The 24,134-nt window shown below is 61.0% G+C and carries 19 protein-coding genes; 18 read left to right on the top strand and 1 reads right to left on the bottom strand.

The genetic code is table 11. The features are described 5' to 3' along the window. Window positions 1–97 precede the first annotated feature (97 nt). Entirely contained in the window at window positions 98–814 is a 717-nt protein-coding gene (locus CENDO_RS07250; RefSeq protein ID WP_136141439.1) for a DivIVA domain-containing protein, read from the top strand. A gap of 127 nt (window positions 815–941) precedes the next feature. Here the strand turns inward: CENDO_RS07250 and CENDO_RS07245 are convergent, their stop codons facing one another. After that, window positions 942–1,538 carry a hypothetical protein gene (locus CENDO_RS07245; protein WP_136141438.1) on the bottom strand — a complete coding sequence of 199 codons (597 nt, stop codon included), beginning with the start codon at window positions 1,536–1,538 and terminating at the stop codon, window positions 942–944. Between the two features lie 204 nt (window positions 1,539–1,742). Between CENDO_RS07245 and CENDO_RS07240 the strand changes: the two genes are divergently transcribed. From CENDO_RS07240 to ffh, 17 genes are all read left to right on the top strand, one after another. After that, window positions 1,743–2,294 carry a YceD family protein gene (locus CENDO_RS07240; protein ID WP_136141437.1) on the top strand — a complete coding sequence of 184 codons (552 nt, stop codon included), beginning with the start codon at window positions 1,743–1,745 and terminating at the stop codon, window positions 2,292–2,294. Beyond that, window positions 2,291–3,064, top strand: coding sequence for a ribonuclease III (rnc, locus tag CENDO_RS07235; protein ID WP_136141436.1), 774 nt, complete (start codon window positions 2,291–2,293; stop codon window positions 3,062–3,064). The genes CENDO_RS07240 and rnc overlap by 4 nt, the downstream gene beginning before the upstream one ends. 26 nt (window positions 3,065–3,090) lie before the next feature. Then, on the top strand, window positions 3,091–3,954 hold the full coding sequence (gene mutM / locus CENDO_RS07230) for a bifunctional DNA-formamidopyrimidine glycosylase/DNA-(apurinic or apyrimidinic site) lyase (protein WP_136141435.1): 864 nt from the start codon (window positions 3,091–3,093) through the stop codon (window positions 3,952–3,954). 64 nt (window positions 3,955–4,018) lie between these two features. Next, window positions 4,019–5,542 (top strand): alanine/glycine:cation symporter family protein, encoded by a 1,524-nt coding sequence (locus CENDO_RS07225; RefSeq protein ID WP_136141434.1) that lies wholly within the window; start codon window positions 4,019–4,021, stop codon window positions 5,540–5,542. Beyond that, window positions 5,535–5,819 carry an acylphosphatase gene (locus CENDO_RS07220; protein ID WP_210726524.1) on the top strand — a complete coding sequence of 95 codons (285 nt, stop codon included), beginning with the start codon at window positions 5,535–5,537 and terminating at the stop codon, window positions 5,817–5,819. The genes CENDO_RS07225 and CENDO_RS07220 overlap by 8 nt, the downstream gene beginning before the upstream one ends. Window positions 5,820–5,938: 119 nt before the next feature. After that, window positions 5,939–9,439 carry a chromosome segregation protein SMC gene (gene smc / locus CENDO_RS07215; RefSeq protein WP_136141433.1) on the top strand — a complete coding sequence of 1,167 codons (3,501 nt, stop codon included), beginning with the start codon at window positions 5,939–5,941 and terminating at the stop codon, window positions 9,437–9,439. Between the two features lie 218 nt (window positions 9,440–9,657). Further along, window positions 9,658–11,565, top strand: coding sequence for a signal recognition particle-docking protein FtsY (gene ftsY / locus CENDO_RS07210; protein ID WP_246014210.1), 1,908 nt, complete (start codon window positions 9,658–9,660; stop codon window positions 11,563–11,565). 452 nt (window positions 11,566–12,017) lie between these two features. After that, entirely contained in the window at window positions 12,018–15,062 is a 3,045-nt protein-coding gene (locus tag CENDO_RS07205) for a DUF4040 family protein (RefSeq protein ID WP_136141432.1), read from the top strand. Beyond that, the gene (locus tag CENDO_RS07200) at window positions 15,062–15,565 is read left to right on the top strand and encodes a sodium:proton antiporter (protein ID WP_136141431.1); all 504 of its coding nucleotides are present in this window, start codon (window positions 15,062–15,064) and stop codon (window positions 15,563–15,565) included. Before CENDO_RS07205 ends, CENDO_RS07200 begins: the two co-directional genes overlap by 1 nt. Beyond that, window positions 15,566–17,107: a monovalent cation/H+ antiporter subunit D family protein gene (locus CENDO_RS07195; RefSeq protein WP_136141430.1), complete on the top strand. Its 1,542-nt coding sequence runs from the start codon at window positions 15,566–15,568 to the stop codon at window positions 17,105–17,107. It abuts the gene before it with no gap. Beyond that, a complete protein-coding gene (locus CENDO_RS07190; protein ID WP_136141429.1) occupies window positions 17,108–17,623 on the top strand; it encodes a monovalent cation/H+ antiporter subunit E in 516 nt (171 codons plus the stop codon). It begins immediately after the preceding gene. Between the two features lies 1 nt (window position 17,624). Continuing rightward, window positions 17,625–17,915 (top strand): cation:proton antiporter, encoded by a 291-nt coding sequence (locus CENDO_RS07185; RefSeq protein ID WP_136141428.1) that lies wholly within the window; start codon window positions 17,625–17,627, stop codon window positions 17,913–17,915. Between the two features lie 3 nt (window positions 17,916–17,918). Further along, on the top strand, window positions 17,919–18,311 hold the full coding sequence (locus tag CENDO_RS07180; protein ID WP_136141427.1) for a Na+/H+ antiporter subunit G: 393 nt from the start codon (window positions 17,919–17,921) through the stop codon (window positions 18,309–18,311). Window positions 18,312–18,592: 281 nt separating this feature from the next. Then, window positions 18,593–19,954: an ammonium transporter gene (locus CENDO_RS07175; protein ID WP_136141426.1), complete on the top strand. Its 1,362-nt coding sequence runs from the start codon at window positions 18,593–18,595 to the stop codon at window positions 19,952–19,954. 41 nt (window positions 19,955–19,995) lie between these two features. Then, window positions 19,996–20,334: a P-II family nitrogen regulator gene (locus CENDO_RS07170; protein ID WP_136141425.1), complete on the top strand. Its 339-nt coding sequence runs from the start codon at window positions 19,996–19,998 to the stop codon at window positions 20,332–20,334. Beyond that, window positions 20,335–22,437: a [protein-PII] uridylyltransferase gene (locus CENDO_RS07165; RefSeq protein ID WP_136141424.1), complete on the top strand. Its 2,103-nt coding sequence runs from the start codon at window positions 20,335–20,337 to the stop codon at window positions 22,435–22,437. 46 nt (window positions 22,438–22,483) lie between these two features. Then, a complete protein-coding gene (gene ffh / locus CENDO_RS07160) occupies window positions 22,484–24,118 on the top strand; it encodes a signal recognition particle protein (RefSeq protein WP_136141423.1) in 1,635 nt (544 codons plus the stop codon). Window positions 24,119–24,134 lie beyond the last annotated feature (16 nt).

The following is a 24,134-nucleotide window of genomic DNA, read 5'->3' as shown; positions in this document are numbered from 1 at the left end:
CCCGGCTTGTCTGACCCTCAAGTAGAAGTTGAGAAAATTTAGCGGTGGCATGCGTGGGAACCTCACTGCCGCAGCAAACGCCTTTAAGATTTGCCCTATGTACCGCGTATTTGAGTGTCTTGATGAATTGAACCGCACCGTTGAACACGGCCGAAGTGTCCCTATGACTTCTAATTGCGTAGTGCCTCGCAATGAGATGCTGGCCATCCTGGATGACCTGCGCAACGCGCTGCCGGTGGAGGTCGATGACGCTCAGGATGTTTTAGACAAGCAGGATGAGATTATCCGTGGGGCAGAAGAGCGCGCGGATCAAACTATTGCTGATTCCAGCGCTCAGGCGGATGAGATTATGGCCCGCGCGGAGGCTGACGCCGCCGCGATGGTAGAGGACGCTACTCGCCGCGCTGAGGCGATTATGGCCAAGGCGCATGCTGACTCCACCGCTATGGTGGAGGACGCTCAGGCCCAGGCAGAGCGGACCATTGCTGAGGGCAACGCCTCCTATGAGCGCGCCGTGGCTGACGGCCAGGCAGAGCAGGAGCGCCTGGTTTCTGAGTCTGAGGTAGTTCGCCGCTCCAATGAGGAGGCCCACCGCATCGTGGATACGGCGCACACCGAGTCCAACCGTCTGCGGACCGAATGCGATGAATTCGTGGATTCCAAACTTGCCGAATTCGAAGAGACGCTGGGCGGCCTGCTGCGCACCGTGTCCTCTGATCGCACCGCCCTGCGTCGCGGCGCGGGTGCCGCATCCGGTGTCCCACGCCATCGCCCCGAGCGCGGCGGTTACACCCCGCGCGGTTACGAGCAGTAAAGCGAGCGGCTTGGACGAGCAGAAGTTAAGTACTGCGCTCTGAAACCCGAAGGCGGCCGCGACGGGGAAGTGGGGATTCCCGGCGCGGCCGCCTCTTTAATACCCGGGCCCCGCCGGGGGTGGCATTCTAGGGTGTGGGTGATGGCCGATTGCCACTATCCAGGGCGCGCTGACGCTCTGCTACCGCATCGGCCTCAGTTACCTGCGAGCGCGTGGAGATAAACGCCACGATGAGCCCGCTCACGAGGCTGGGTACCCCGTAGAGCAGCCACATCGCGCCGAGTCCCGCCGCCTGTTCCGCGGTGATAAAATTGCCGCCGCCTAAGGCAACTAAGACCATGAGGGTCAGTTCCACCACCGTTGCGCCTAAGCCTAGAAACGCCACGGCCATCAGTGCGCCGGCGTAGGCCTTCCGAGCGTTCCAGGTGATGATTCCCGCCACAATGGACATGGTCACGCACCCGGCCATAACGGCCACCTCGAAATTGACCGGAAAAACGGTACCGGCACCAATGACGGAACCCGTGCCAAAAGACCACACCGCTACGTGCCGCAGCCGCAGACCCGTGTTGTCATCGAAGGGCCCGTTGAAGGGGGGATGAGCGTTATCTACCGTGCGCATTAAGCCTAGCGAGGCAAGGCACAGCGCGAGTGGAGGCAGGATCAGAGCCGCGGCGGCTATGGCGGCCGCCCCTTCTTCAAAGTGCACCATCTCCCAATCCATGCACCCCACTGTAAGAGCCCAGGGGCAAAGAACCCACGTGTGGGCGCGAAGCGTTATGCGCTCGTAAAGCTCTTGACAGCCGCCGTACAGGCGGGCGTAGCGCGCGGCATGCCGCTGCTAGGTTACGCGAAGGCTCTGGGCTTGTTGACAGCGTGGCTCCGAGATAGCCGAAGGGAACCTACCCGGGGTAGGCTATTGACCGATATGACTAACCCATTGATTTTCAACGTTGCGTCCCTCCTTCGAGGACCAGACGCAGATGGAATGCCCCTTCAACGCACGCAGACTGGCCCGGCGCCGGAGCGCATCGGCGTAGAGATGATTGCCATCCCTGAGGGAGGGGAATTGACGGTAGACGCTACCCTGACGCCATTGGGCGGCGCCATCATGGTCGACGCTGACCTGCGTGGAGAGCTACAAGGGGAATGCTCACGGTGCCTGGAACCCTTGAAGCGCGAATTGGACCTGCACGTCTCCCAAGTTTTTGCCGCAGATGAGGATTTTATCACCGGTGATGCGGCAGACGATGAGGACAAGGGCTCTGGAGATGAGACCCCATTGATTGACAACGATCAGCTCGATCTGCTGCAGACCGTCATCGATGAGGCGGGCTTGAGCCTGCCGTTCGCGCCGGTATGCGAGGGCGGCTGTGAGATTGATGAGCCGGAAGGCGTGACCACGGGCATCTCCGGGGAAGGCGAAGCGGAGGAGAGCAAGGTGGATCCACGCTGGAGCGGATTGGAGAAGTTCCTGTGAGCCGCAAAAAGAAGCTGACCGGCGAGGAGTCCCTGAAGCAGGCTTTCGAAGCCGTGGATCACGCGCCACTGCTCCAGGTCTTGGGCGTCGAAATTGCCCCGGAGCTGCTGTGCTTGGCCCTAACCCACCGCTCATTCGCCAATGAAAATGGCACGCTTCCCAACAATGAACGCCTAGAGTTTCTAGGCGATGCCGTGCTGGGGCTGTCCGTGGCCTCTCAGCTTTATACGCAGTACCCGTCACGTCCGGAATCGGACGTATCAAAGATGCGCGCGTCCATCGTCTCCCGCTACGGCCTTGCGGATATCGCACGCGAGATTAATCTTGGCCCCCACATCCTGCTGGGCAAGGGCGAGCAGTCCACGGGGGGACATGATAAGGATTCCATCCTGGCTGACACCACCGAAGCGATCTTTGGGGCGATCTACCGCCAGCACGGATTCGAGCAGGCCCGTGACGTTATCCTGCGCCTGTTTAAGTACAAGATTGATAACGCCACCGTTTCCGGCCGCCACCTCGACTGGAAGACAAACCTCCAGGAACTGTGCGCCGAACTGCGTGCGCCCATGCCGGTCTACACCTCCACCTCCACGGGCCCCGAGCACGACCAGGTATTTAGCGCCACCGCCACGGTGGCGGGCCATGACCTGGGCGCCGGCACCGGGCATAACAAGAAGCTCGCCGAGCAGGAAGCCGCGGAACAAGCCTGCGCCAAGCTCAAAAAGACCCCTCAGCTGGTGCGCGGGACTGTTGATACCTGGACGAAATAACCCTTTTCTAGCGATAGCTGCCCGAAATGCCTGAGTTACCAGAGGTGGAAGTAGTCCGCCGCGGCCTCGCCCGCTACATAGGCGGCGCAACGTTTGACGCGGTGACGGTCCACAATCCCCGCGCCAACCGCGGACAACTTGAACCCCTAGGTGCCCTATTGCGTGGGCAAACCGTTTCCCACGTGGCGCGCCGGGGCAAGTTCATGTGGTTGGAATTTGAGCACGAGGACCACCAGGATCCCCTGAGGGACGTGTTGTTTATTCACCTAGGCATGTCCGGCCAAATACGAATAGGCGATACGGATTCCAAGCACGTGCGCCTTACTGCACGCCTGCACACTCCCAGCGGTGACCCGCTGACGGTGACCTTTATCGATCAGCGCACCTTTGGCCGCTGGCTTTACGCGCCCTGGTCCACCATGGCGCACATAGCGCCAGACCCGTTGGAGGCTGATTTCGACGAGGCGGCCGCGGCGAGGCGCATCCGTGCGAAGAGGGGCCCGATTAAATCCGTGCTGCTGGATCAGACCGTCCTATCCGGCGTGGGCAATATCTATGCCGACGAGGCCCTGTGGGCCGCCGGAATTCACCCCAAGAAGCGCGCATCGACGCTGAGGCAATCCGATGCGCTAACCCTTATCCGCAGGGCCGCCGAGGTCATGAATAGGGCCCTGGAACAGGGCGGGACCAGTTTCGATTCGCTCTACGTCAACGTCAACGGCGAATCCGGGTATTTCTCGCGCTCACTCAACGCGTATGGACGCACGGGTTTACCTTGTCACAGGTGCAACACGGCGATGGAACGCATGGTCATTTCCGGGCGCTCCACACATCTGTGCCCGCAGTGTCAGACGTTTAAACCCAGCATCAGACCGCCGGGAGGTCTGTAACCCCGGATTGTATGGTGGCCCCGAATTGGGCCGGAGTGTGTGCCGTGCCATAGGCTGATATCCCATGGAAACACTTGAAAACATAGTCACTGGAGTAAGTGACTTCTTATGGACTGGAGTCCCGTGGCTCCTCCTTGCCGCGGGTGCCTACTTTGGTATCCGCACCCTCTTGGTTCAGATCCGCATGCTGCCGGACATGTTCAAGGCCATCACGGAGTCACCATCCGGCGCTGGCGCGGACAAGGATGCTGAGTATGGCGGAATCTCAGCCTTCAAGGCTTTTACCATCTCCGCCGCCGCCCGCGTGGGCACAGGCAACGTGGCCGGCGTGGCGGTAGCCATTTCCGTCGGCGGCCCGGGTGCCGTGTTCTGGATGTGGGTCATCGCCCTCGTTGGCGGCGCGACCTCCTTCGTGGAATCCACCTTGGCACAGCTGTTTAAGACCAAGGATGAAGACGGAAATTACCACGGCGGCCCGGCGTACTACATGACCCGCGGCCTAGGCTGGAAGCCATTGGCAGTCATCTTCGCCATCTTCCTGCCCGTTACCTACGGCTTTGTCTACAACGCCATCCAGACCAACTCCATTGTTGAGTCCGTGGGAGCGTCCCTCAACAATGACTCCATGGGGCTGAAAGTCGGCATCGGCATTGCCATGGTCATCCTAACCGCCATCGTCATCTTTGGCGGCGTGCAGCGTATCGCTAACGCTACCAACGTGATTGTGCCCTTCATGGCCGGCGCGTACATCATCATGGGCGTCGTGGTTATAATCCTGAACATCAATGAAATCCCGGGCATGATTAGCGCCATCGTGGGCCATGCGCTGGGCTTTAAGGAAATTGCCGGCGCCACCTTGTGGTTCGCATTCTCCCAGGGCATGCGCCGCGGCCTGTTTTCCAATGAGGCCGGTATGGGTTCCGCGCCGAACGCCGCGGCAACCGCAACCGTCTCCCACCCAGTCAAGCAGGGTCTGGTTCAGACCTTGGGCGTATATTTTGATACCTTGGTGGTTTGCTCAATCACGAGCTTTATCATCCTGCTGGGGCCAGCAGTGACCTACGGTGAGGAACAACAAGGCGTCTCCCTGACCCAGTTCGCGCTGGCCGATTCCGTGGGTGATTGGGCCATCCACTTCGTCACCTTTATCCTGTTCTTCCTCGCGTTCTCCTCCATCTTGGGCAATTACTACTTGGCGCAGGCCAACGTGGAGTACCTGACCAAGTCCAAGACTGTCATCAACATCTTCCGCGTCATAGTTCTGGGCTTCGTGTTCTTCGGCGCCATTGGTTCGGTTCCTCTGGTCTGGTCCATGGGTGACATGTTCGCGGCGTCCATGGTGTTTATTAACATCATCGCGATTGCTCCTATGGCCGGTATTGCCATCAAGCTGCTCAAGAACTACAACGAACAGCGCAGGGCCGGCGTGGATCCTGTCTTCCACCGTGACATGCTGCCTGAGGTTAAAAACATTGAGTTCTGGGACGGCTCTGACCCGGTTACCCGCCGTAGCGCCGAAGATCGCGTAACCGTGCGGGCCGCTCGCCGCGCCGGTGAGGACAATGAGCAGGGTGGTCTGAGTGTCTAAGGTACGGATGACCGCATTCGTGCATGGCCATGTCCAAGGAGTGGGGTTTCGTTGGTGGACGCGCTCCCGTGCCCTGGAGCTGGGGCTTGCAGGCCACGCTACCAATCTTTCCGACGGCCGCGTCCAGGTCATAGCCGAAGGTGAAAGATCTGACTGCGAATCGCTCCTCGCCTTGCTAAAGGAGCAGCCCTCCACTACCCGCCGTCCTGGTTCCGTAGACCTGGTGGTGGAGCAGTGGGCCGGTCCCAAGGGCGAGTCCGGCTTCATCGAGCGCTAACACCTGCGCGGGGCCGCCGGGGCGGCTTGGCGTTGGCGTTAACTAGAGCGTTTCCCTTTCTGCGATGAGGGGAGCGCTCTTTTTCATGCACTGGGACGGCGGTTGCTAAACTTCTGGGAATGCACCTCAAATCGCTGACGCTCAAAGGATTCAAATCCTTTGCCTCGGCGACCTCGCTTAAATTTGAGCCGGGCATTTGCGCAGTCGTGGGGCCGAACGGCTCCGGAAAATCCAACGTCGTGGACGCCCTGGCCTGGGTGATGGGCGAGGGGTCTGCTAAGACGCTGCGCGGCGGTAAGATGCAGGACGTAATCTTCGCCGGCGCCGGTGACCGAGGGGCCCTGGGGCGCGCTGAGGTTACGCTAACCATTGATAACCATGACGGTGCGCTGCCCATCGAGTACACGGAAGTCTCCGTCACCCGCCGCATGTATCGCGACGGTGCCAGCGAGTATGAAATCAATGGCGCCAAGGCCCGCCTCATGGATATTCAGGAGCTTTTGTCTGACTCGGGCATCGGCCGTGAGATGCACATCATCGTGGGTCAGGGCAAACTAGCGGAGATCCTGGAATCTAAGCCCGAGGATCGCCGCGCCTACATTGAGGAAGCCGCCGGGGTTTTAAAGCATCGCCGCCGCAAGGAAAAGGCCCAGCGCAAGCTCACCGGCATGCAGGCAAACCTGGACCGCCTGCAGGATCTAACGGATGAATTGGGCAAACAGCTCAAGCCTTTGGCGCGTCAGGCCGAGGCTGCAAAGCGTGCGGCCACCGTTCAGGCGGACCTTCGCGATGCGCGGCTAAAGCTCGCCGGTGACCAGGTAGTGCGGTTGCGCAAGGCGTTGGAGGACTCGCAGCGCCAGGCCGAACTTCTGGCCGAACAGGTTGAGGAGCTCACGGCCCGGCTGGAAGAGGCCACGGGGGAGCAGCTAGAAATCGAGGCCGAGCAGGCCGAGGTCTCCCCGCGCGCCGAGGCAGCGCAGAAGCTGTGGTTTGAACTGTCCACGCTGTCCGAGCGGATCTCCGCAACCCAACGCATCGCCGCGGAGCGCGCTCAGAACGTTGGATCCCAGGTGGCGTATTCCGGTCAGGATCCGGAGGATCTGGAGGCCCGGGCCCAGCACGCCGATGAGGAATTCGAGATGCTCACGGAGGCGGCTGAGGAGGCCGCTATGCGCCTAGAGGCGATCCGCGAGGAGGTAGCGGCAAAACGCCAAGACTACGAGGCCGCGGAAAAAGAGCACATGGCTCAGTTGCGCGCCATCGCTGACCGCCGTGAGGGCGTGGTTCGCCTCATCGCCGCGGAGGAGTCCCTGGCGGGACAGGTAACGGCCGCGGAAGCCGAGCTCGAGCATCAGGAAGAGACGTTGCGTTCCACCTTGGCCCGCACCCGCGCAGCCCAGGCAGAGGCTGAAGAGGTTGCGGATAAGCTAGCCGAGCTGGCCACGGAACGCGAACCATTGGAAGAGGCCCATGTCCGCGCCGCTAGCGAATCCGGTGCCGCGGAAAAACGCCTCGATCAGTTGCGCGATGAGCAGCGCGACCGTGAACGCGCGGTCTACACCCTGCGCGCCCAGATAGACACCTTGTCCCAGACCGCGCCCGAGACAATGGACCTAGGGGAGGGCTTTCAGCCCCTGGCCACGTACATTTCTACCAAGTATGACGTGGCCGTCACCGCGGCCCTGGGGGCTTTCGCCGAGGCTCAGGCAGGCGAAGTGACTGAGGACGTGGTGGCCTTGCTTGAGGAGTCCGCACGCACCTCGCTGATTGACACCGCGGCGGCGGAGCACACATGGCGCCTAGACGCTCAGCTTCCGGCCGGCGCGACCTGGCTGCTCGATGAGGTGAGCCTAGCCCCTGAGGTTTCGGCCGCGGTCAACCGCCTGCTGGCGGACGTGGTCTTGGTCAATGACTTAAGCGAGGCGCGCAGCACGATCGATGAGGATCCTCGCTTGCGCGCCGTAACGCCTGACGGCGTCCTCGTAGGCGAAGGCTGGGTTGAAGCAGGTCACGGAGCTAAGTCCACCGTGGAGGTCACAACCCGCATAGCGGAGGCCCAGGAAGAGCTGGAGACCGCCACCCAGGAGTTAGAAGAACTCTCCGGCACCCTCGAGGGCGCCAAGATTGCCGCCGAGGATGCCCGCGTGGCCGCCGCCTCTACCAAGGCCGCGCTGCGCGAACACGATACGCAGGTGGAAGCCTGGAAACGGGACCACCAGCGCCTGCTAAAGCAGCATGGGGCTAATAAGAATGAGCATGACAAGGCTGCCGCCCGCGCCACCGAGCTGGAAGTAAACCTGGATCAGATCCGCAAGCAACTCGAAGAAGCGCGTGACCGCTTGGCCCGCGTCGATGCGGATGAATCTCCGGATGAGCCTTCGTCCGCGCTGCGCGACGAGGCGTCCGCAGCCCTGGAGCAGGTCAAGGCCATGGAGGTCGAGGCCCAACTAGCTCTGCGCTCGGCCCAGGACAAGGCCGGCCAGGTTGCCGGCCGTGGCGATAGCCTGCGCCGTCAGGCAGAGCACGAGCGGCAGGCCAAAGCCCGCCACGAACAGGCGATGGCGCGGCGCAAGGCACAGGCGGAATTGGCCTCGACAGTCGCCCGGCACGCCCAGGATTTGGCTGCCCGCGCGTCCAGCGCCCTGCAGCGCGCTACCGACGAACGCGACGGTCTAGTCAACCAGCGCAACCTGCTCAACTCCAAGGTTGCCACGGCCAAGCAGGCGGTATCCGCTGCACGCAATCAGTTGGACCGCCTGACCCAAACGGCCCACTCTTCAGAGATTGCGCGCTCCCAGGCCCAAGTCCGCGTGGACGAGGCGGAGGCCAAGATCGTGGAGCAACTGGGCGTTTCCATCCCCGACCTGCTCCGCGATTACACCCCGGGCGACGATTTCGTGCGCTCCGAGGAGACAAAGCGCCTCAAGCAGGCCGAGAAAGACTTGAATTCCCTGGGCAAGGTCAACCCGCTGGCGCTGGAGGAGTACAAGGCGCTGGAGGAGCGGTACACGTTCCTGTCCACGCAGCTCGATGACGTCATTCAGGCCCGCGCAGACCTCAACGGCGTGATTGAGGACGTGGACGCGCAGATTCTTCAGCTCTTTACGGATGCGTGGAAGGATGTGGAGGCCGAATTCCCCAAGGTATTTAACACGCTGTTCCCGGGCGGCGAGGGGCGCCTTGTCTTGACCGAGCCTGACTCGCTTCTTACCACCGGCATTGAGGTTGAGGCCCGCCCGCCGGGTAAGAAGGTCAAACGCCTGTCCCTGCTCTCCGGCGGCGAAAAATCACTCACGGCACTGGCGATGTTGGTGGCCATCTTCCGCGCGCGCCCATCCCCGTTCTACGTCATGGATGAGGTTGAAGCGGCCCTCGACGATGTAAACCTGCGTCGCCTCATCGCCCTGTTTGAAGAGCTGCGCAAGGACTCGCAGCTGATTGTTATCACGCACCAGAAGCCAACCATGGACGTGGCTAACGTTTTGTACGGCGTGACCATGCGAGGCGATGGCGTAACCCGCGTCATATCCCAGCGCATGACGCCTGCCGGCACCGCGCCGGGGACTGAGGCGGCCGCCGCTGACGCCACGCGTCTAGGCGTGGACGCCCCACGCAGCTAGCGCGTGCGACTTCTACTACAGTGTCGACCTGGCCGTGCCCACCAGACCGCCTAGGCGGAACCGGTGGATGGTCATTGGCCTGCCTTTGCGCCCATATCCGGAGCCTTAACGGTTTGGGTATCTGTTTGTTCTTACCTGTAGCCAGTCAATAAACGCCATTGCTGGCCGCGTTGCGCTGGGGGGCGTCGCGATGCTGGATGAAGTGAGGAAAGGAAAATATGAACAATATCCTGCTGGCTGGCACTATAGAGGTCATGACTAACTCCAATATCCTTTTGTGGGGCGGCATTGCGATTGCCGTCCTGTTACTCATCCTTATCGCCATCGTGGTTATCGGCAAGAAGCGTGGCGACAATAAGAAGGTCCATTTTGAAAAACCTCTGGAGGAGCCCAAGCAGCTCACCCAGGAGCAGAAGTCTGGCAACTACCGGGCGAAAAGTGGATTTAATTTCGCTCCAGCGAACGCGGACAAGCCAAAGGAACAGGCTCCCATCCGCCGCAAGTCCGATGCCGGTAATGCTGGCTCTACTGCGGTTGCCGCTGGCGCCGGTGCGGCGGCGGGCGCTTCGGCAGCGAACATCCGGCAGCCGGAGCAGGATCTACCCGAGTCTGAGGAGAAGGATGCCACCCGGTTGGCCAATGAACAGCTGGCAGGAAAGGCTCCAACCCAGTCGGCGCCAGGCCCGGCGCCCGACGTGGAGGCAGTGAAGCAGGAGGAGTCCCCAGAGCAGAATTCGCTTAAGTCCGAGGCCGCACGCGAGGCGGAGCAGGAACAGGAGCAGAAGGCCGCTGAAGCCGAAGAAGCCCGCAAGCTGGAGGCCGAGCAGGCCGAGCGCGCCAAGGAACTGCGGGCATCGGAGGAAAAGGCGGTAACCGGAGAGTCATCCTCCACTGAGGGCACTCATGGCGCAGCGGGTGCCGCCGCAGCGGGCGGCGTTGGTGCCGCTGGGGTCGCCGGTGCGGCGGCTTCCAGCGAAGAGGCATCCCCGGTTTTCGACGAGGTAGTCGAGGAACACGACGCTGCCCATGTCGAGGATTCCGTTGACGCTCAAGACGTAGAGAAAGTTGAGGCGGCCGAGCAGGCTCAGGAAGCTGCAGCCGCCGCAGAAGTGCAGCAGGACGCGGTTGAGCGAGCGCTCGAGGAAACTCCGGTACCGGAGAGTGAGCCCGCGCCAGCGCAGGAGCCAACTGATGATATCGAGCCCGCAGCCGGCCGCCTGGGCCGCCTGCGTGGCCGGCTCTCCCGGTCCCAGAACGCCATTGGTCAGGGGCTCATGGGTATCCTGTCAGCCGGCGACTTGGATGAGGATGCGTGGGAGGAGATTGAAGACACGCTCATCATGGCGGACCTTGGCACCAAGGTCACCATGAAAGTGACGGAGTCCCTGCGCGACAAGATCGCGGAGCGGGGTGTGTCCTCGGAGCAGGAGGCCCGCGCTATGCTTCGCGAAACCCTGATTGAGGTTGGACACCCTGAGATGGATCGCTCTATCAAGGCTATGCCTAATGAGGGTAAGCCTGCGGTCATCATGGTGGTTGGTGTCAACGGAACCGGTAAGACCACCACGACCGGCAAGCTGGCCCGCGTGCTGGTGTCCATGGGTCACAAGGTTCTCCTGGGCGCAGCGGACACCTTCCGCGCCGCCGCCGCCGATCAGCTCGAGACGTGGGGCCGGCGCGTGGGGGCGACCACTGTCCGTGGCAAGGAGGGCGCGGATCCCGCCTCCGTCGCATTCGATGCTGTGGCCGCGGGTGTTGAGCAGCAGGTAGACGTTGTTCTAGTCGATACCGCGGGCCGCCTGCACACCTCCACTGACCTGATGGATCAGCTGGGCAAGGTAAAACGCGTCGTGGAAAAGAAGGCGATTGTCGATGAGGTGCTTCTTGTAGTCGACGCGACCGTGGGACAAAACGGCCTGCAGCAGGCCCGTATATTCCGCGAGGTCGTAGACATCACCGGCGTGGTCCTGACGAAGCTGGACGGAACCGCCAAGGGTGGCATCGTCTTCCAGGTTCAGGAAGAACTGGGCGTGCCGGTCAAGCTTGTCGGCTTGGGCGAGGGGGCCGATCACTTAGCGCCGTTCGAGGTTGAGTCCTTCGTTGATGCGCTCCTCGGCGAGCGATAAACGTGTAACGTCCTGCATGCGCATTTAGCCCCAGGGGAGGAGTTCATTCACGCTCCCCCCTGGGGCTTTATTCCGTCTTATGCGCTTTGCCTGGTCCGTTGTGCACAGATCCCGAGAGCGCAGAAAACTAATTGGAGCGGACGGGGTGACTCAGCCACCGTGGTACGTGAGTTACACCCTCACATGGCAGCGGGTGTCCGCTGAATAGGCGATAATTCGCTCGCGGGGGAGGGGGCAAGGCCCCTTGTGGGGGTAGACGGTGAGGGCAGGAATCAGCCCCATAAGAGATATATGTATCCCTCAAACAGTGTCAGCCGCGTAACTCCCACGAGGATGCTTGGTATTGGGTCACAATGGTAGATTTGGAATGTTACATCCGTGCGGAAACTTTAGTTTCAGGCGCGGGTTGTTTTGAGTTCGTACCCAACCAATGTTCGTGAGGCGAGTAATTCGTGACGCTTTTGTATGTCGTCCTCATCGCAGCGTTGGCCGTGATTCTCGCACCCGTGGCAGTAAAAGCTATCGACCGGAAGGCTGGCCTCCCACTGGCTGGCTTGTTCGTGGTCGCAGCTGGAGTGCTCATCGCTAACCTCTCATCCCTAGCGGACGGGGGAGCACTAAGTTACTCCATGACATGGGTTAAGGATTTCGTCGCGCCTGGCGTTGACGTATCTTTTGCACTTCGCGGCGATGCGCTTAGCGTGTTCTTTGCACTTCTGGCCCTCATCATCGGTGCGATGGTGTTCATTTATTCGGCGGCATACTTGCCAAAGAACCGCGGGAACACCAGCTTCTACCTGATTATGACCGCGTTCACGCTGTCAATCCTCCTGCTGGTACTAGCCGATGACGTAGTCCTGCTGTTCCTCGCCTGGGAGCTGGTATCCCTAGCGTCGTTCATGCTGATTGCGCGCTCCGGCCTCGGCGGTGAGGCGGGTTCGCAGCGTACGCTGATCCTGACCTTCATCGGTGGTCTTACACTTCTTAGCGCGGTGGCAATCGCGTCCACCATGGCGGGTACTACCAATTTGACGGAGATCCTGGCGTCTGACGTCTGGGACAAGAATGAAGGCTTGACGACTGCCGTCGCGGTACTGATCGCCGTGTCTGCGTTCACGAAGTCCGCCCAGTTCCCGTTCCATTTCTGGCTGCCTGAGGCGATGGCAGCGGCCACGCCGGTCTCGGCGTTCCTGCATGCAGCGGCCGTGGTCAAGGCGGGCGTGTATCTCCTCATCCGCTTCTCCACCATCTTCCACGACGTAGCCGTCTGGAACTGGCTGCTCATCGTCGTGGGCATGGGCACGGCCGTCATGTCCGCGATCTTTGCGGTCCAAAAGACTGACCTGAAGAAACTGACCGCCTATTCAACTGTGTCCCACCTTGGCTGGATCGTGGCCACGATCGGCGTGGGCACTCCTTTCGCCATCGCAGCGGCGATCGTGCACACCATGGCCCACGCATTGTTCAAGTCGTCCTTGTTCATGCTCATCGGCGTGGTCGATCATGAGGCCGGTTCCCGTGACATACGCCGCTTGGGCAAGATGTGGAACAAGATGCCATGGACCTTCGGCTCCGTAGTCATTGGCGCCGCTTCCATGGCTGCAGTACCGCCACTGCTGGGCTTTGTGTCAAAGGAAGGCATGCTGACCGCTTTCCAGGAGGCACCTATCGGCAACGCCGGCGTGGTCATCCTGCTTATCGCGGCGGCGGTAGGCGCGTTCTTTACCTTTACCTACTCCGCAAAGATTGTCTTTGGCGCCTTCTTCGACGGGCCGCGCAATATGGACCATGTCCATGAGGCGCCCGTTTCCCTGTGGCTCCCTGCGGCCCTTCCGGGCTTTATGTCCTTGCCATTGGTATTTATCCTTGGCCTGTTTGACGCGCCGATCGATGCCATCGTTGGGGCGGTTGGCATGGAGCACCACTCACACTTGGCCTTGTGGCACGGCGTCAACGTCCCACTCGCTATTTCTGTTGCCGTTCTGGTAGCCGGAGTGGCGGGAGTGCTAGTGCGAAGGAAATTCTGGCCTGTTATGGAGGGCCGCGAGTTGCTTCCTACGAACGGCAACACGCTGCTCCACGGAGTCAACACGGGCTCCGAATCGATCGGCCGAGTTTTCGCGAAGATGGCCGCTACGCACAACCCAGCCCTGCTGCTGCTTCCAATCATTCTGTGCGTGGTAGCGCTAGGTGCCGTAACGCTATTCTTCACCGAAGGCGTGGATGGCGTGGCCCTGCTGCCTCGCGTGGACGGCTTGGACAACCCATGGGATCTGCTCCCGCTGGCAATCATTGCTTTGTCATTGAGCGGGTTGGTGCGTACCCAAAACCGCCTCACCGGCGCCATCTTGATTGGTACCGCAGGTGTGGGCGTGACCCTGCAGATGTTCCTGCTGGGTGCCCCGGACGTAGCGCTGACCCAATTCACGGTGGAGGCTTTGTCCGTAATCGTGATGATGATGGTTCTGCGTTACCTGCCGGAGCGTTTCCACCCCGTGTCTAAGGTCCGCCGTAATTGGTCCATCGTCCTGGCCGTCGCGGCCGGCGTGGTGTCCTTCCTCGGCGTGTGGGCGCTGATCGGCCGCCACGAGCGCTCCGAACTGGCCATGTGGTTCCTTAACGAAGCCCCCGGCATCACCGGCGGCGACAACGTCGTGGCAACCATCATCGTTGAGTTCCGTGCACTGGATACCTTGGGCGAGCTGTCCGTTCTCGGTATGGCCGCGGTGGTTATCGCCGCTGTTACCTCGACACTGCCACGCTTCCCGTTTACCCCGGGCACCCGTCCGGCACCGTTTGGCCAATCCCAGTTGAACTCGGTCCCGCTGCGCAAGGCGCTCGTGCTGGTGGTTCCAATCCTCGCCGTCCTATCCGTGCTGGTGTTCTGGCGCGGCCACCAGGAATCCGGCGGCGGCTTCCCGGCCGCACTGATTATGGGCGCGGCCATTGGCCTGACCTACCTGTCCCGCGGTTCCGATGAGATTGTCTTTGGCCCTCTTGCGCCGATCCGCCTGACCGGCATCGGCATCATTACCGCACTGGCTGCCGGTTTCGTTGGCTACTGGCACCACGGATTCGGCAATGGTGGTTTCCTCACCGCGATCCACGGCGATTTCCTGGGCCAGCACCTGACCACCTCGCTCATCTTCGACCTTGGTATTTACCTGGCGGTTCTGGGCATGCTCACCATGGCCATTAACGCCTTGGGCGGTTACTTGAGGCCGGGTACCGAACGCGAATTCCTGCCGTGGGTTCATGATGACGGTTCGGCCTTGCCATCCACCCCGGCCGCGGCTCTGGAAGATGAAGACGATCCGTATCCGGCCCCGATTAATCCGGCCACGCACTCCACCGCCTTGCTCACCAAGGCGGAGTTAAGGTCGAAGAAGAAATCGCCGCGTGGTTCTCGCCTGCACAAGCAACGCAAAGCCAAGGCGGCTAAGGACGCCAAGAAAGAACAGAAAGCAAACAAGCAGATGAAGGAAGGGGAGCGCTGATGATTCTTGCATTGACCATTGCATTATTGATTGGTTGCTCTGTCTACCTCGTGTTGCAGCGCGGCCTGGTACGCGTGGTGCTGGGCATGATGTGCTTCGGTCACGGCGTTAACCTGACCATCTTGGCTACGGGAGTTTATTCCTACCGTGCGGAGTCCTTCCCATCCGCAAACTCCATTGAGGAGATGGCCGACCCCTTGCCGCAAGCCTTCGTGCTGACCGCCGTGGTTATCTCCATGGCCACAGCAACCATCTTGCTTACCCTGGCGGCCATGGGCCCCAATGACGATACCGATGTGGTTGAGGCCGTGGATGACAACACCATTGACCACACGTTTTCTACTCTGGGCCGTGACGCGCAGAATAAGGATATTCGTCGCCGTTCCGAACGCGCGGTCCAGCGCATCGAACAGGCACGCCGGGAGCATGAGGAATTCCAGGCTGCTCGGAAAAAGGAATCCGCTGAGGTCTCCAAGGCTCAGCCAGAGGGAGGTAAGCAGTAAATGTATGACGTAGTTGCTCAATTACTGCCGCTGTTTCCCGCGGTTCCCCTGATCGCCGCGGCCTTCGCGCTGCTGGCTCCCTGGCGCGCGGTCCGCGATGCCATCATGCTCATCGTCCCGGGCATCGGCATTTTCGCCGGCTTGGGTTTGTTCATCTTCACGATGAACAACGGCCCGGTAGCCCACAACGTGGGCCTGTACCCGGGCAATATCGCCATTCCGTTTGTGGGAGATTCGTTCTCGGCAATCATGCTGATTTCCACCATGATTGTGGCCTTCGGCGCCAACTGGTTTGCCATCGCTGCAGGGGAGACCAAGTCTCGCTTCTATTCCTCCCTGACCCTGATTCTGATCACGGGTGTATGCGGCGCATTGCTCACGGCTGACCTGTTTAACTTCTTCGTGTTTATCGAAGTTATGCTCTTGCCGTCTTATGGGCTTATCACCATGTCCGGTACGTGGTCTCGCCTTGCGGCGGGCCGTGCGTTTGTCCTGGTCAACCTCTTCGCATCGACTCTGCTCCTGCTGGGCGTGGCCTACCTGTACGCGGTCACCGGTTCCGTCAACATTGCGGCTCTTCATGGAGTTGCGGCTGGAAACGGCTCCGTCACGGTGGCGGCGGGCATTGTCATCATCGCCATTGCCGCCAAGGCCGGCGTGTTCCCCCTGCACACCTGGCTGCCCCGGACCTACCCGGGTACTTCCGCCGCGGTGATGGGCCTGTTTTCCGGCCTTCACACCAAGGTTGCGGTCTACATGCTCTACCGCGTGTACGTCCACCTGTTTGACCTCGATGAGCGCTGGGGCGTGTTCATCGTGGTCGTCATGCTCATCTCCATGATCATCGGCGCCTTCGGCGGCCTGGCGGAAAACTCTATCCGCCGCGTGCTGGGCTACCAGATGATCAACGGAATGCCGTTTATCCTCGTGATGCTCGCGTTTACCTCTGAAGACGCGGAGCGCGCGCTGGCCGCCGGCATCCTGTACACCATCCACCACATGCTCACCGTGGGCTCGCTCATCCTGGCCTCCGGTGCGATTGAGGAGACCTACGGCACCGGCCGCCTGTCCAAACTTACGGGCCTGGCGCGCCGCGACCCCATCATCGGATGGATCTTCGCCGCCGGCGCATTCTCCGTCGTTGGCTTCCCGCCATTTTCCGGCATGTGGGGCAAGGTGATGATCATCGTCGAGGTAGCCCGTGACGGTTCCATGTGGGCATGGATTACCATCGCCGTGATGATCCTTGCGTCCTTCGCGGCCTTCCTGGCGATGCTGCGCGTGTGGCGCGAGGTCTTCTGGGGTAAGCCGCTGAGTGCCAAGAAGGTGCCGGATGAGCTGATTATCCGCAAGAAGCTGATGGCCCCATCCGCGGCGCTCATACTCGGCTCGCTCACCATGTTCATTTTCTCCGGTCTGGTTATCGACGCTACCCGGGTGGCTTCGGCAGACCTGCTTAACACGGATGCCTATGTGTCCTTGGTTCTGGGGGACGAGCCTGTGGGCCTGCCTCAGCTGGACGGCATTCAGGAAGGGAAGTAAATGCACATCCCGGTATACGCCCTGTGGCTAATCAAAGAAATTTTCGTAGCTGGCTTTAGCCTCGCGGCAGCCGCGTTTAAGCCCGATCCCGGCTACCGCCCGGTTATCCTGCGCTATCCGCTCCGCGTGACCAGCGCTTGGGAGATCTTCTGGTTTACCTCATCGATTACTGCGACTCCCGGAACGCTGTCACTCGGCCTGCGCGAACCCCCTCGCGAGGGGTGGCCCCGCATCGTCATTGTCCAGGCGGTGCAGGGCGCGGATCCGGCCGCCGTCATGGCCGACCTAGCCGATATGGAAAGCCGCCTGGCGCCGCGCGTGGTGGGCATCGACCACGGCGTGCCGGGCCAGGGGGATACCACCGAGTTGGATCCGGCTTTCTACGAGTACCCGTTGGAGACAGTCGGCCGGCAGCTGCGTGCCCCGGACATGTCCGGTTTGGAGGACACGACCGTGACCGAGGAAGCCGCGGACAAAATCTATCCGCGCGTGCTGAAGAAGGAAAAGGAGAAGTAAGATGCTTGATTTTGCTTCAATGACGCCCTTCGAATGGGTCGTCTTCGCGTGCTCCTTCATCATCGGCGGAGCCATATGCGCGGCCATGGCGCTCATCCTGCGTACTCGCGATGAGCTCACCCGCGCTGTGATCTCGGATGTCATCTTCTACGGCATGATCTGCTTGATGCTGGTGCGCACCATGATGACTGACCTGTCCATCATTTATGACATCGTTCTGCTGGCGGCCGTGGTGGCGGGCATCCTGCCAACGCTGTCCATGTCCCGCATCATCTCGAAGGGTAGGCGCTAAATCATGAGTATTTTTGAGATTATCGCCACCGTTTTGATCGTCCTGTCCACGTGGCTGATCGTCGCCACCGTCATCTCGGTGTGGCGCGCGCCGGATGCGCTGACGCGGGTGAACCTATTGGGGCCTATCGTTGGCCTGGCAGTGCCTTTGCTGACGGTGGCCAAGTTTATCGCCGATACCGGCGTGCACGGTTTCGACCCCGGCGCCCTTATCAAGGTCATCCTGGTGTGCTTCGGCGTGTGGATCGTGGCCTCAGTGGGCTCCTTCTACATGGGCCGCGCGATTTATGGCGTCACGGTCACCGATGTTAAGCACGCTCGGCGTCGTGAGGAACAGGAATCCGCGGCAAACGATAAGGCCGCCGAGAAGGCGCAGGAAAAAGGCGCTCAGCAGTAGCGTCCAGGTAATTTCCTCACATCCCGCCCCGGGGGTCTGATTGATCCCCTCGGGCGGCATTGTTGCATTTGCGGGGTGGTGCCTAGTCCCGCGCGCAGTGCTTTTACCACGGCAGCGGCACAGGGGGTGGGCGTAAAAGACGCGAAAAGAGGCCAATCGCTATGTCGGCGCGGGGGAGGGGCGTGGGTAAAATTTGAAAAACGACTTTTCTTTCTATTGTTCAATAGATAATCTTTTTGGTGAACCTATCGAGCTATAGTTAAAAAGAAAAGGATGAGACCATGACCCCTGACCAAGTTGTAGCTGCCTCGGGCAACTCGGCGTGGATGCTCATGTCCGCGGCGCTCGTGCTGCTGATGACCCCGGCCTTGGCCCTCTTTTATGGCGGAATGACCGGCCGCCGCAGCGCCCTGAACATGATGATGATGTCTTTCGGCACCCTTGGCGTTGTCTCCATCGTTTATGTCCTATGGGGTTGGTCCATGTCTTATGGCTCGCAATCCGTCGCCGGCCTGTTTGCTAATCCCTTTGAGATGTTCGGCTTGGCCGGCCAGATTACCGATGCTGATGGCCTCTATGTCGAGGGATCTTCCGGGTATGCCAACGTCATTGACATCGCGTTCCAGCTCACCTTCGCGGTCATTTCCACTGCAATCATCTCCGGCGCCCTGGCCGGCCGCGTGAAGTTTTCCACCTGGCTGGTATTTTCCGGACTGTGGGCAACCTTCGTCTATTTCCCGCTGGCGCACATGGTGTGGGGCGGCGGCCTGCTGCACGCTGAGGAGCGGGGTTTCGCCGCTTGGATGTTCGGCGCTACCGATGGCGTGGCAAACGTGGCTCCCGTTGACTTTGCCGGCGGAACCGTAGTCCACATCTCCGCTGGCACCGCGGCCTTGGTTCTGGCCATCATCGTCGGCAAGCGCTATGACTTCATGAAGTCCCCATCCCGCCCACATAACCTGCCATTGGTTATGCTTGGCGCCGCCTTGCTGTGGTTCGGTTGGTTCGGGTTCAACGGCGGTTCCGCTTTCGCCGCAGATGGCCTGGCCGGCCTGGCTTGGTTGAATACCACCGCAGCTACTGCAGCGGCGATGCTGGGCTGGATTGCCGTTGAGTCCATTCGCGATAAGGCTGCTACCTCCCTGGGCGCGGCCTCCGGCGTGGTGGCCGGTTTGGTCACCATCACCCCTGCCGCGGGCGCACTGACCCCAGTAACGTCCCTGATTCTTGGCGCTATTGGTGGCGCCCTGGCGTGCTTGGGCGTTGGCATCAAGTACAAGTTCGGTTTTGATGACTCCCTTGACGTGGTCGGCGTCCACCTGGTCGCAGGCCTCTGGGGCACCGTTGGCTTGGCACTTTTCGCACAGGACGGCGGAATGTTCACGGACAACTTCGGTGACGGCTTTAAGCTCCTTGTGGTTCAGATAGTCATCGCCTTGGTTGCGATGGTCTTCACCGCAATCATCACCGCAATCCTTGCGGTTATCCTCAAAGCGGTTATGGGTTGGCGCATCGATTCCGAGTCTGAGGCGAGCGGCATCGACCAGGCTCTGCACCGCGAGTCCTCCTATGACCTGGCGGGCCCAAACACCTCCCGCTCAATCTTCGCCGGCGGTAAGATGAGCCACGAAGAAGAAATCTAAGCACCCCGTAAACCACCTACAAAGATTAAGGAAAAGCCACTATGAAGCTGATTACGGCAGTAGTAAAGCCCTTTACGCTCCCAGACATCCGTGAGGCGCTTGAGCAGCTTGATGTACATGGCCTGACCGTCTCCGAGGTACAGGGGTTTGGCCAGCAGCGTGGTCACAGTGAGGTTTACCGCGGCGCGGAATACGCCACGGACTTTGTGCCCAAGATTAAGCTCGAGGTAGTCGCCTCAGATGAGCAGGTCGAAGACATTATCAACGCCGTTACTGAGGCGGCCTATACCGGCAAGATCGGCGACGGAAAGCTGTGGGTCACCCCGGTCGAGGAGATAGTCCGCGTCCGCACCGGCGATCGCGGAGCGGCCGCCCTTTAGATGGATCCAGCACGCTTACGCGCCGCCGCTTACGATAAAGCGCACGAGCTTGCCATGACCCTGTCCTTGCCAGAGGGAACCACCTTGGCGGCGACGGGGTCTTTTGCTCGCCGTGAGATGACGCCGCGCTCAGATCTAGATTTCATCCTCATCCACCCGGCAGGCATGGAGCTCGACGAAGAGGAGATAAGCCAGCTGTGGTATCCCATCTGGGACGCGAAATACCACCTGGATTATTCCATTCGGACTCCGGAGGAGTGCGCGAATATCGCCCATCGCGATCCCACCGCTGGTTTCTCCCAACTAGACCTCGCCTTTATTCAGGGGGATGAAGGGCTATTCTCACTCACCCGCAGCCAGATAGTGCGCAATTGGCGCGTCGCGGTATCCCGTCATTTCGATTCCTTCATCGAGTCCGCCATCGCCCGCTGGCGCCGTTCGGGGTCCGTGGCCATGATGACCAACCCGGAGATTAAGAATGGCCGCGGCGGGCTTCGCGATCTGCAGCTGCTCCACGCCCTGGCCTTAGGCCAGCTGAGCGACGAGCCAGATTTGGGCGCGGAGCGTGAGCTGCTTCTGGACGTGCGCACGTTGCTCCACGTCCATTCCCGCCGCCACCGGGACGTGCTGGCGCCCGAATTCGCCGCAGACGTGGCGCATGACCTGGGGTATGAGGATCGCTACGGTCTAACCTCGGACATCGTGAAAGCGGCCATCTCCATCTCAAATGCGTTGGAGCAGGCTTTGGCCACCGCCCGCGGCGTGGTGGGCAAGCGTAGCTCGTCTACCACCCGCAAACCCCTAGACGTCGATGTGGTTGACGTTGGGGGAGAGGTAACGCTATCGCGCAGGCCGGATCTGAACGATCCGGCGCTGGTGCTCAGGGTCGCGGCGGCGTCCGCGCGCACCGGTCATCCGGTGGCGGAGGGCACATGGGAGCGGCTGACACAGACTCCACCGATGCCCGAGCGCTGGAGCGCCGCCGCGGCCGATGACTTCTTTGCCATCCTGTCCTCCCCGGAGCAGACGCCGCGCATCATCCTAGACATGGACCGCCACGGCCTGTGGGAGCGCTTCGTGCCGGAATGGGGGCACATCCGCGGGCGCATGCCCCGCGAGCGCACCCACACCCACACCATTGACTTTCACTCGATTAACACCGTCGTGCGGTGTGCGGAGAACCGGACCCTCGTGGGCAGGCCGGACCTGCTCCTTCTGGCAGCCCTGTTCCATGACATGGGGAAGGGGTATGGACGCCCGCATGAGCAGGTGGGCGCCGAGATGGTGACTAAAATGGCGGCGAAACTGCGCCTGCACCTTGCCGATAGGTCCCGAGTCCAGACCATCGTGGCGGAACACACGACGTTGGCGCGCCTGGCCGCTTCCGCCGATCCGCATGCGGACTCCACGCGGGACGCGGTGCTAGACGCCACGCACTATGACCTGCTGACCCTGCAAATCCTCAAAGTCTTGGCGGAGGCCGACGCAAAGTCCACCGGCCCTGGGGTCTGGACGCCGAGAGTGGCGCAGGCCATAGAGATTATGGTCAAGGGGGCGTCGGACGCGCTAGCGCCACAAGCATCATCCCGGCCTATGGTTTCCGCGCCCACAGATGTAGGGCTGCGAATCGATGAGGAAGAAAGCTGCATCACGGTGCATTGGCGCGGCAGCTATCAGCGCGAGGTGGTGCGCGTGCTGGCGCTCATTTATGCCCTAGGCTGGAACATCCAGGCCGCGCGCATGGTACGCCGGGGCGACGGCGGATACAGCGCCGAATTCGATTGCCGCCCCGCGCACGAAACGCTCGAGGCTGCGGCCGATGAGGTCCGTTTTATCCAGTCCTACAAATCGGGTGTGTATTCCACACTCCCCGGCATCCAGGGCGGGCCCACCACCGCCATGTTCGCCACCGGTGGCGTCTTCGTGGTGCGCACGGTAGACCGCCGTAGCGCACTTGGACACTTGCTTTCCCGATTGCCTGATGTGGAATGGCTAACCATGGCCAATCCCGGCGCGACCATGATTGTAAAGACCTCGTTGCGCGGCAACCCGCCCCGTCAAGCCGTGGTACGCAATGTGACCGAAGTACTGGTAAACGGCTAAGCTGGGACGAGTTGTTATTCACCCCCGATAAACGGAGTACTGCGAAGTGTTTGAGTCACTGTCAGACCGCCTACAATCAGCGCTAACCGGCCTGCGAGGTAAAGGCAAGCTCACCGAGGCTGATATTAACGCCACCGCGCGTGAGATCCGCCTCGCGTTGCTCGAGGCTGACGTGTCGTTGACCGTGGTCCGCGAATTTATCAAGCGCATCAAGGAGCGAGCCGCGGGCGCTGAGGTTTCTGAGGCCCTCAACCCCGCGCAACAGGTGGTCAAGATTGTCAACGAGGAGCTCGTTGAGATCCTTGGTGGCGAAACCCGCCGCATCGCCATGGCGAAGAACCCGCCCACGGTCATCATGCTGGCCGGCCTCCAGGGTGCGGGTAAGACCACTCTCGCCGGTAAGCTCTCCAAGCACCTGGCGAAGCAGGGGCACACCCCAATGCTGGTGGCCTGCGACCTGCAGCGCCCAGGCGCGGTGCAGCAGCTCCAAATCGTGGGCGAGCGCGCCGGCGTAAAGACGTTCGCTCCGGACCCGGGCACCTCTATTGACTCCCACGACCATGAGATGGGCACCTCCCACGGCGACCCGGTCGAGGTGGCACAGGCCGGTATCGCAGAGGCTAAGCGGACCCAGCATGACGTGGTCATTATCGATACCGCGGGCCGCTTGGGCATCGATGAAACCCTTATGACCCAGGCGCGCAACATTCGCGATGCCGTCAACCCTGACGAAGTCCTCTTTGTTATCGACTCCATGATCGGTCAGGACGCGGTCCAGACCGCAGAGGCCTTCCGCGACGGCGTAGACTTTACCGGCGTTGTCCTGACTAAGTTGGACGGTGACGCGCGCGGTGGTGCGGCCCTGTCTATCCGTGAGGTCACGGGCAAGCCAATCATGTTTGCGTCCACCGGCGAAAAGCTCGAGGACTTTGACGTCTTCCACCCAGAACGCATGGCGTCCCGCATCCTGGGAATGGGTGACGTGCTTTCCCTGATTGAGCAGGCAGAGGCCGCTCTGGACCAGGAGAAGGCTGAGGAGACCGCGGCCAAGATCGGCTCCGGTGAGATGACCCTCAATGACTTCTTAGAGCAGATGATGATGGTCCGCAAAATGGGGCCCATTGGCAACCTGCTCAAGATGATGCCTGGCGGCAAGCAGATGAATGAGATGGCCGCCATGGTGGATGAAAAACAGCTAGACCGCATCCAGGCCATCATTCGCGGTATGACCCCGGAGGAGCGTGAAAATCCAAAGATCCTGAACGCATCCCGCCGCAAGCGTATTGCGCGTGGCTCCGGCGTGTCAGTCTCAGACGTTAACCAGCTCATCGAGCGCTTCAATGAAGCGAAGAAGATGATGGCGAAGATGGCCGGCCAATTCGGCATGGGTGGCTTCGGTGGTGGGCGTTCCGCGACGAAGAAAAAGCCTAAGGGCCGCAAGGGCAAGAACGGAAAGCGCAAGAAGGGCAAAGGCGGCGGAGGCCGTGGTCCCCAGGGCATGCCGGGGATGCCGGGCATGGGCGGCGGAATGCCATCCATGGCAGAGCTGCAGAAGATGCAGCAACAAATGGGCGGCGGCATGCCGGGGATGCCGGGAATGCCGAAGTCGATGCCGGGAATGCCTAAGGGCCTAGAGAACCTGGACCTGAACAACTTAGACTTTGGCCAGGGTAAGAAGTAATTCGGTCTAGCCCCTA

This window comes from Corynebacterium endometrii, assembly GCF_004795735.1.
GTDB lineage: Bacteria > Actinomycetota > Actinomycetes > Mycobacteriales > Mycobacteriaceae > Corynebacterium > Corynebacterium endometrii.
The sequence above is the reverse complement of the archived record's forward strand: the minus strand, read 5'-3'. Positions and strand labels throughout refer to the sequence as shown.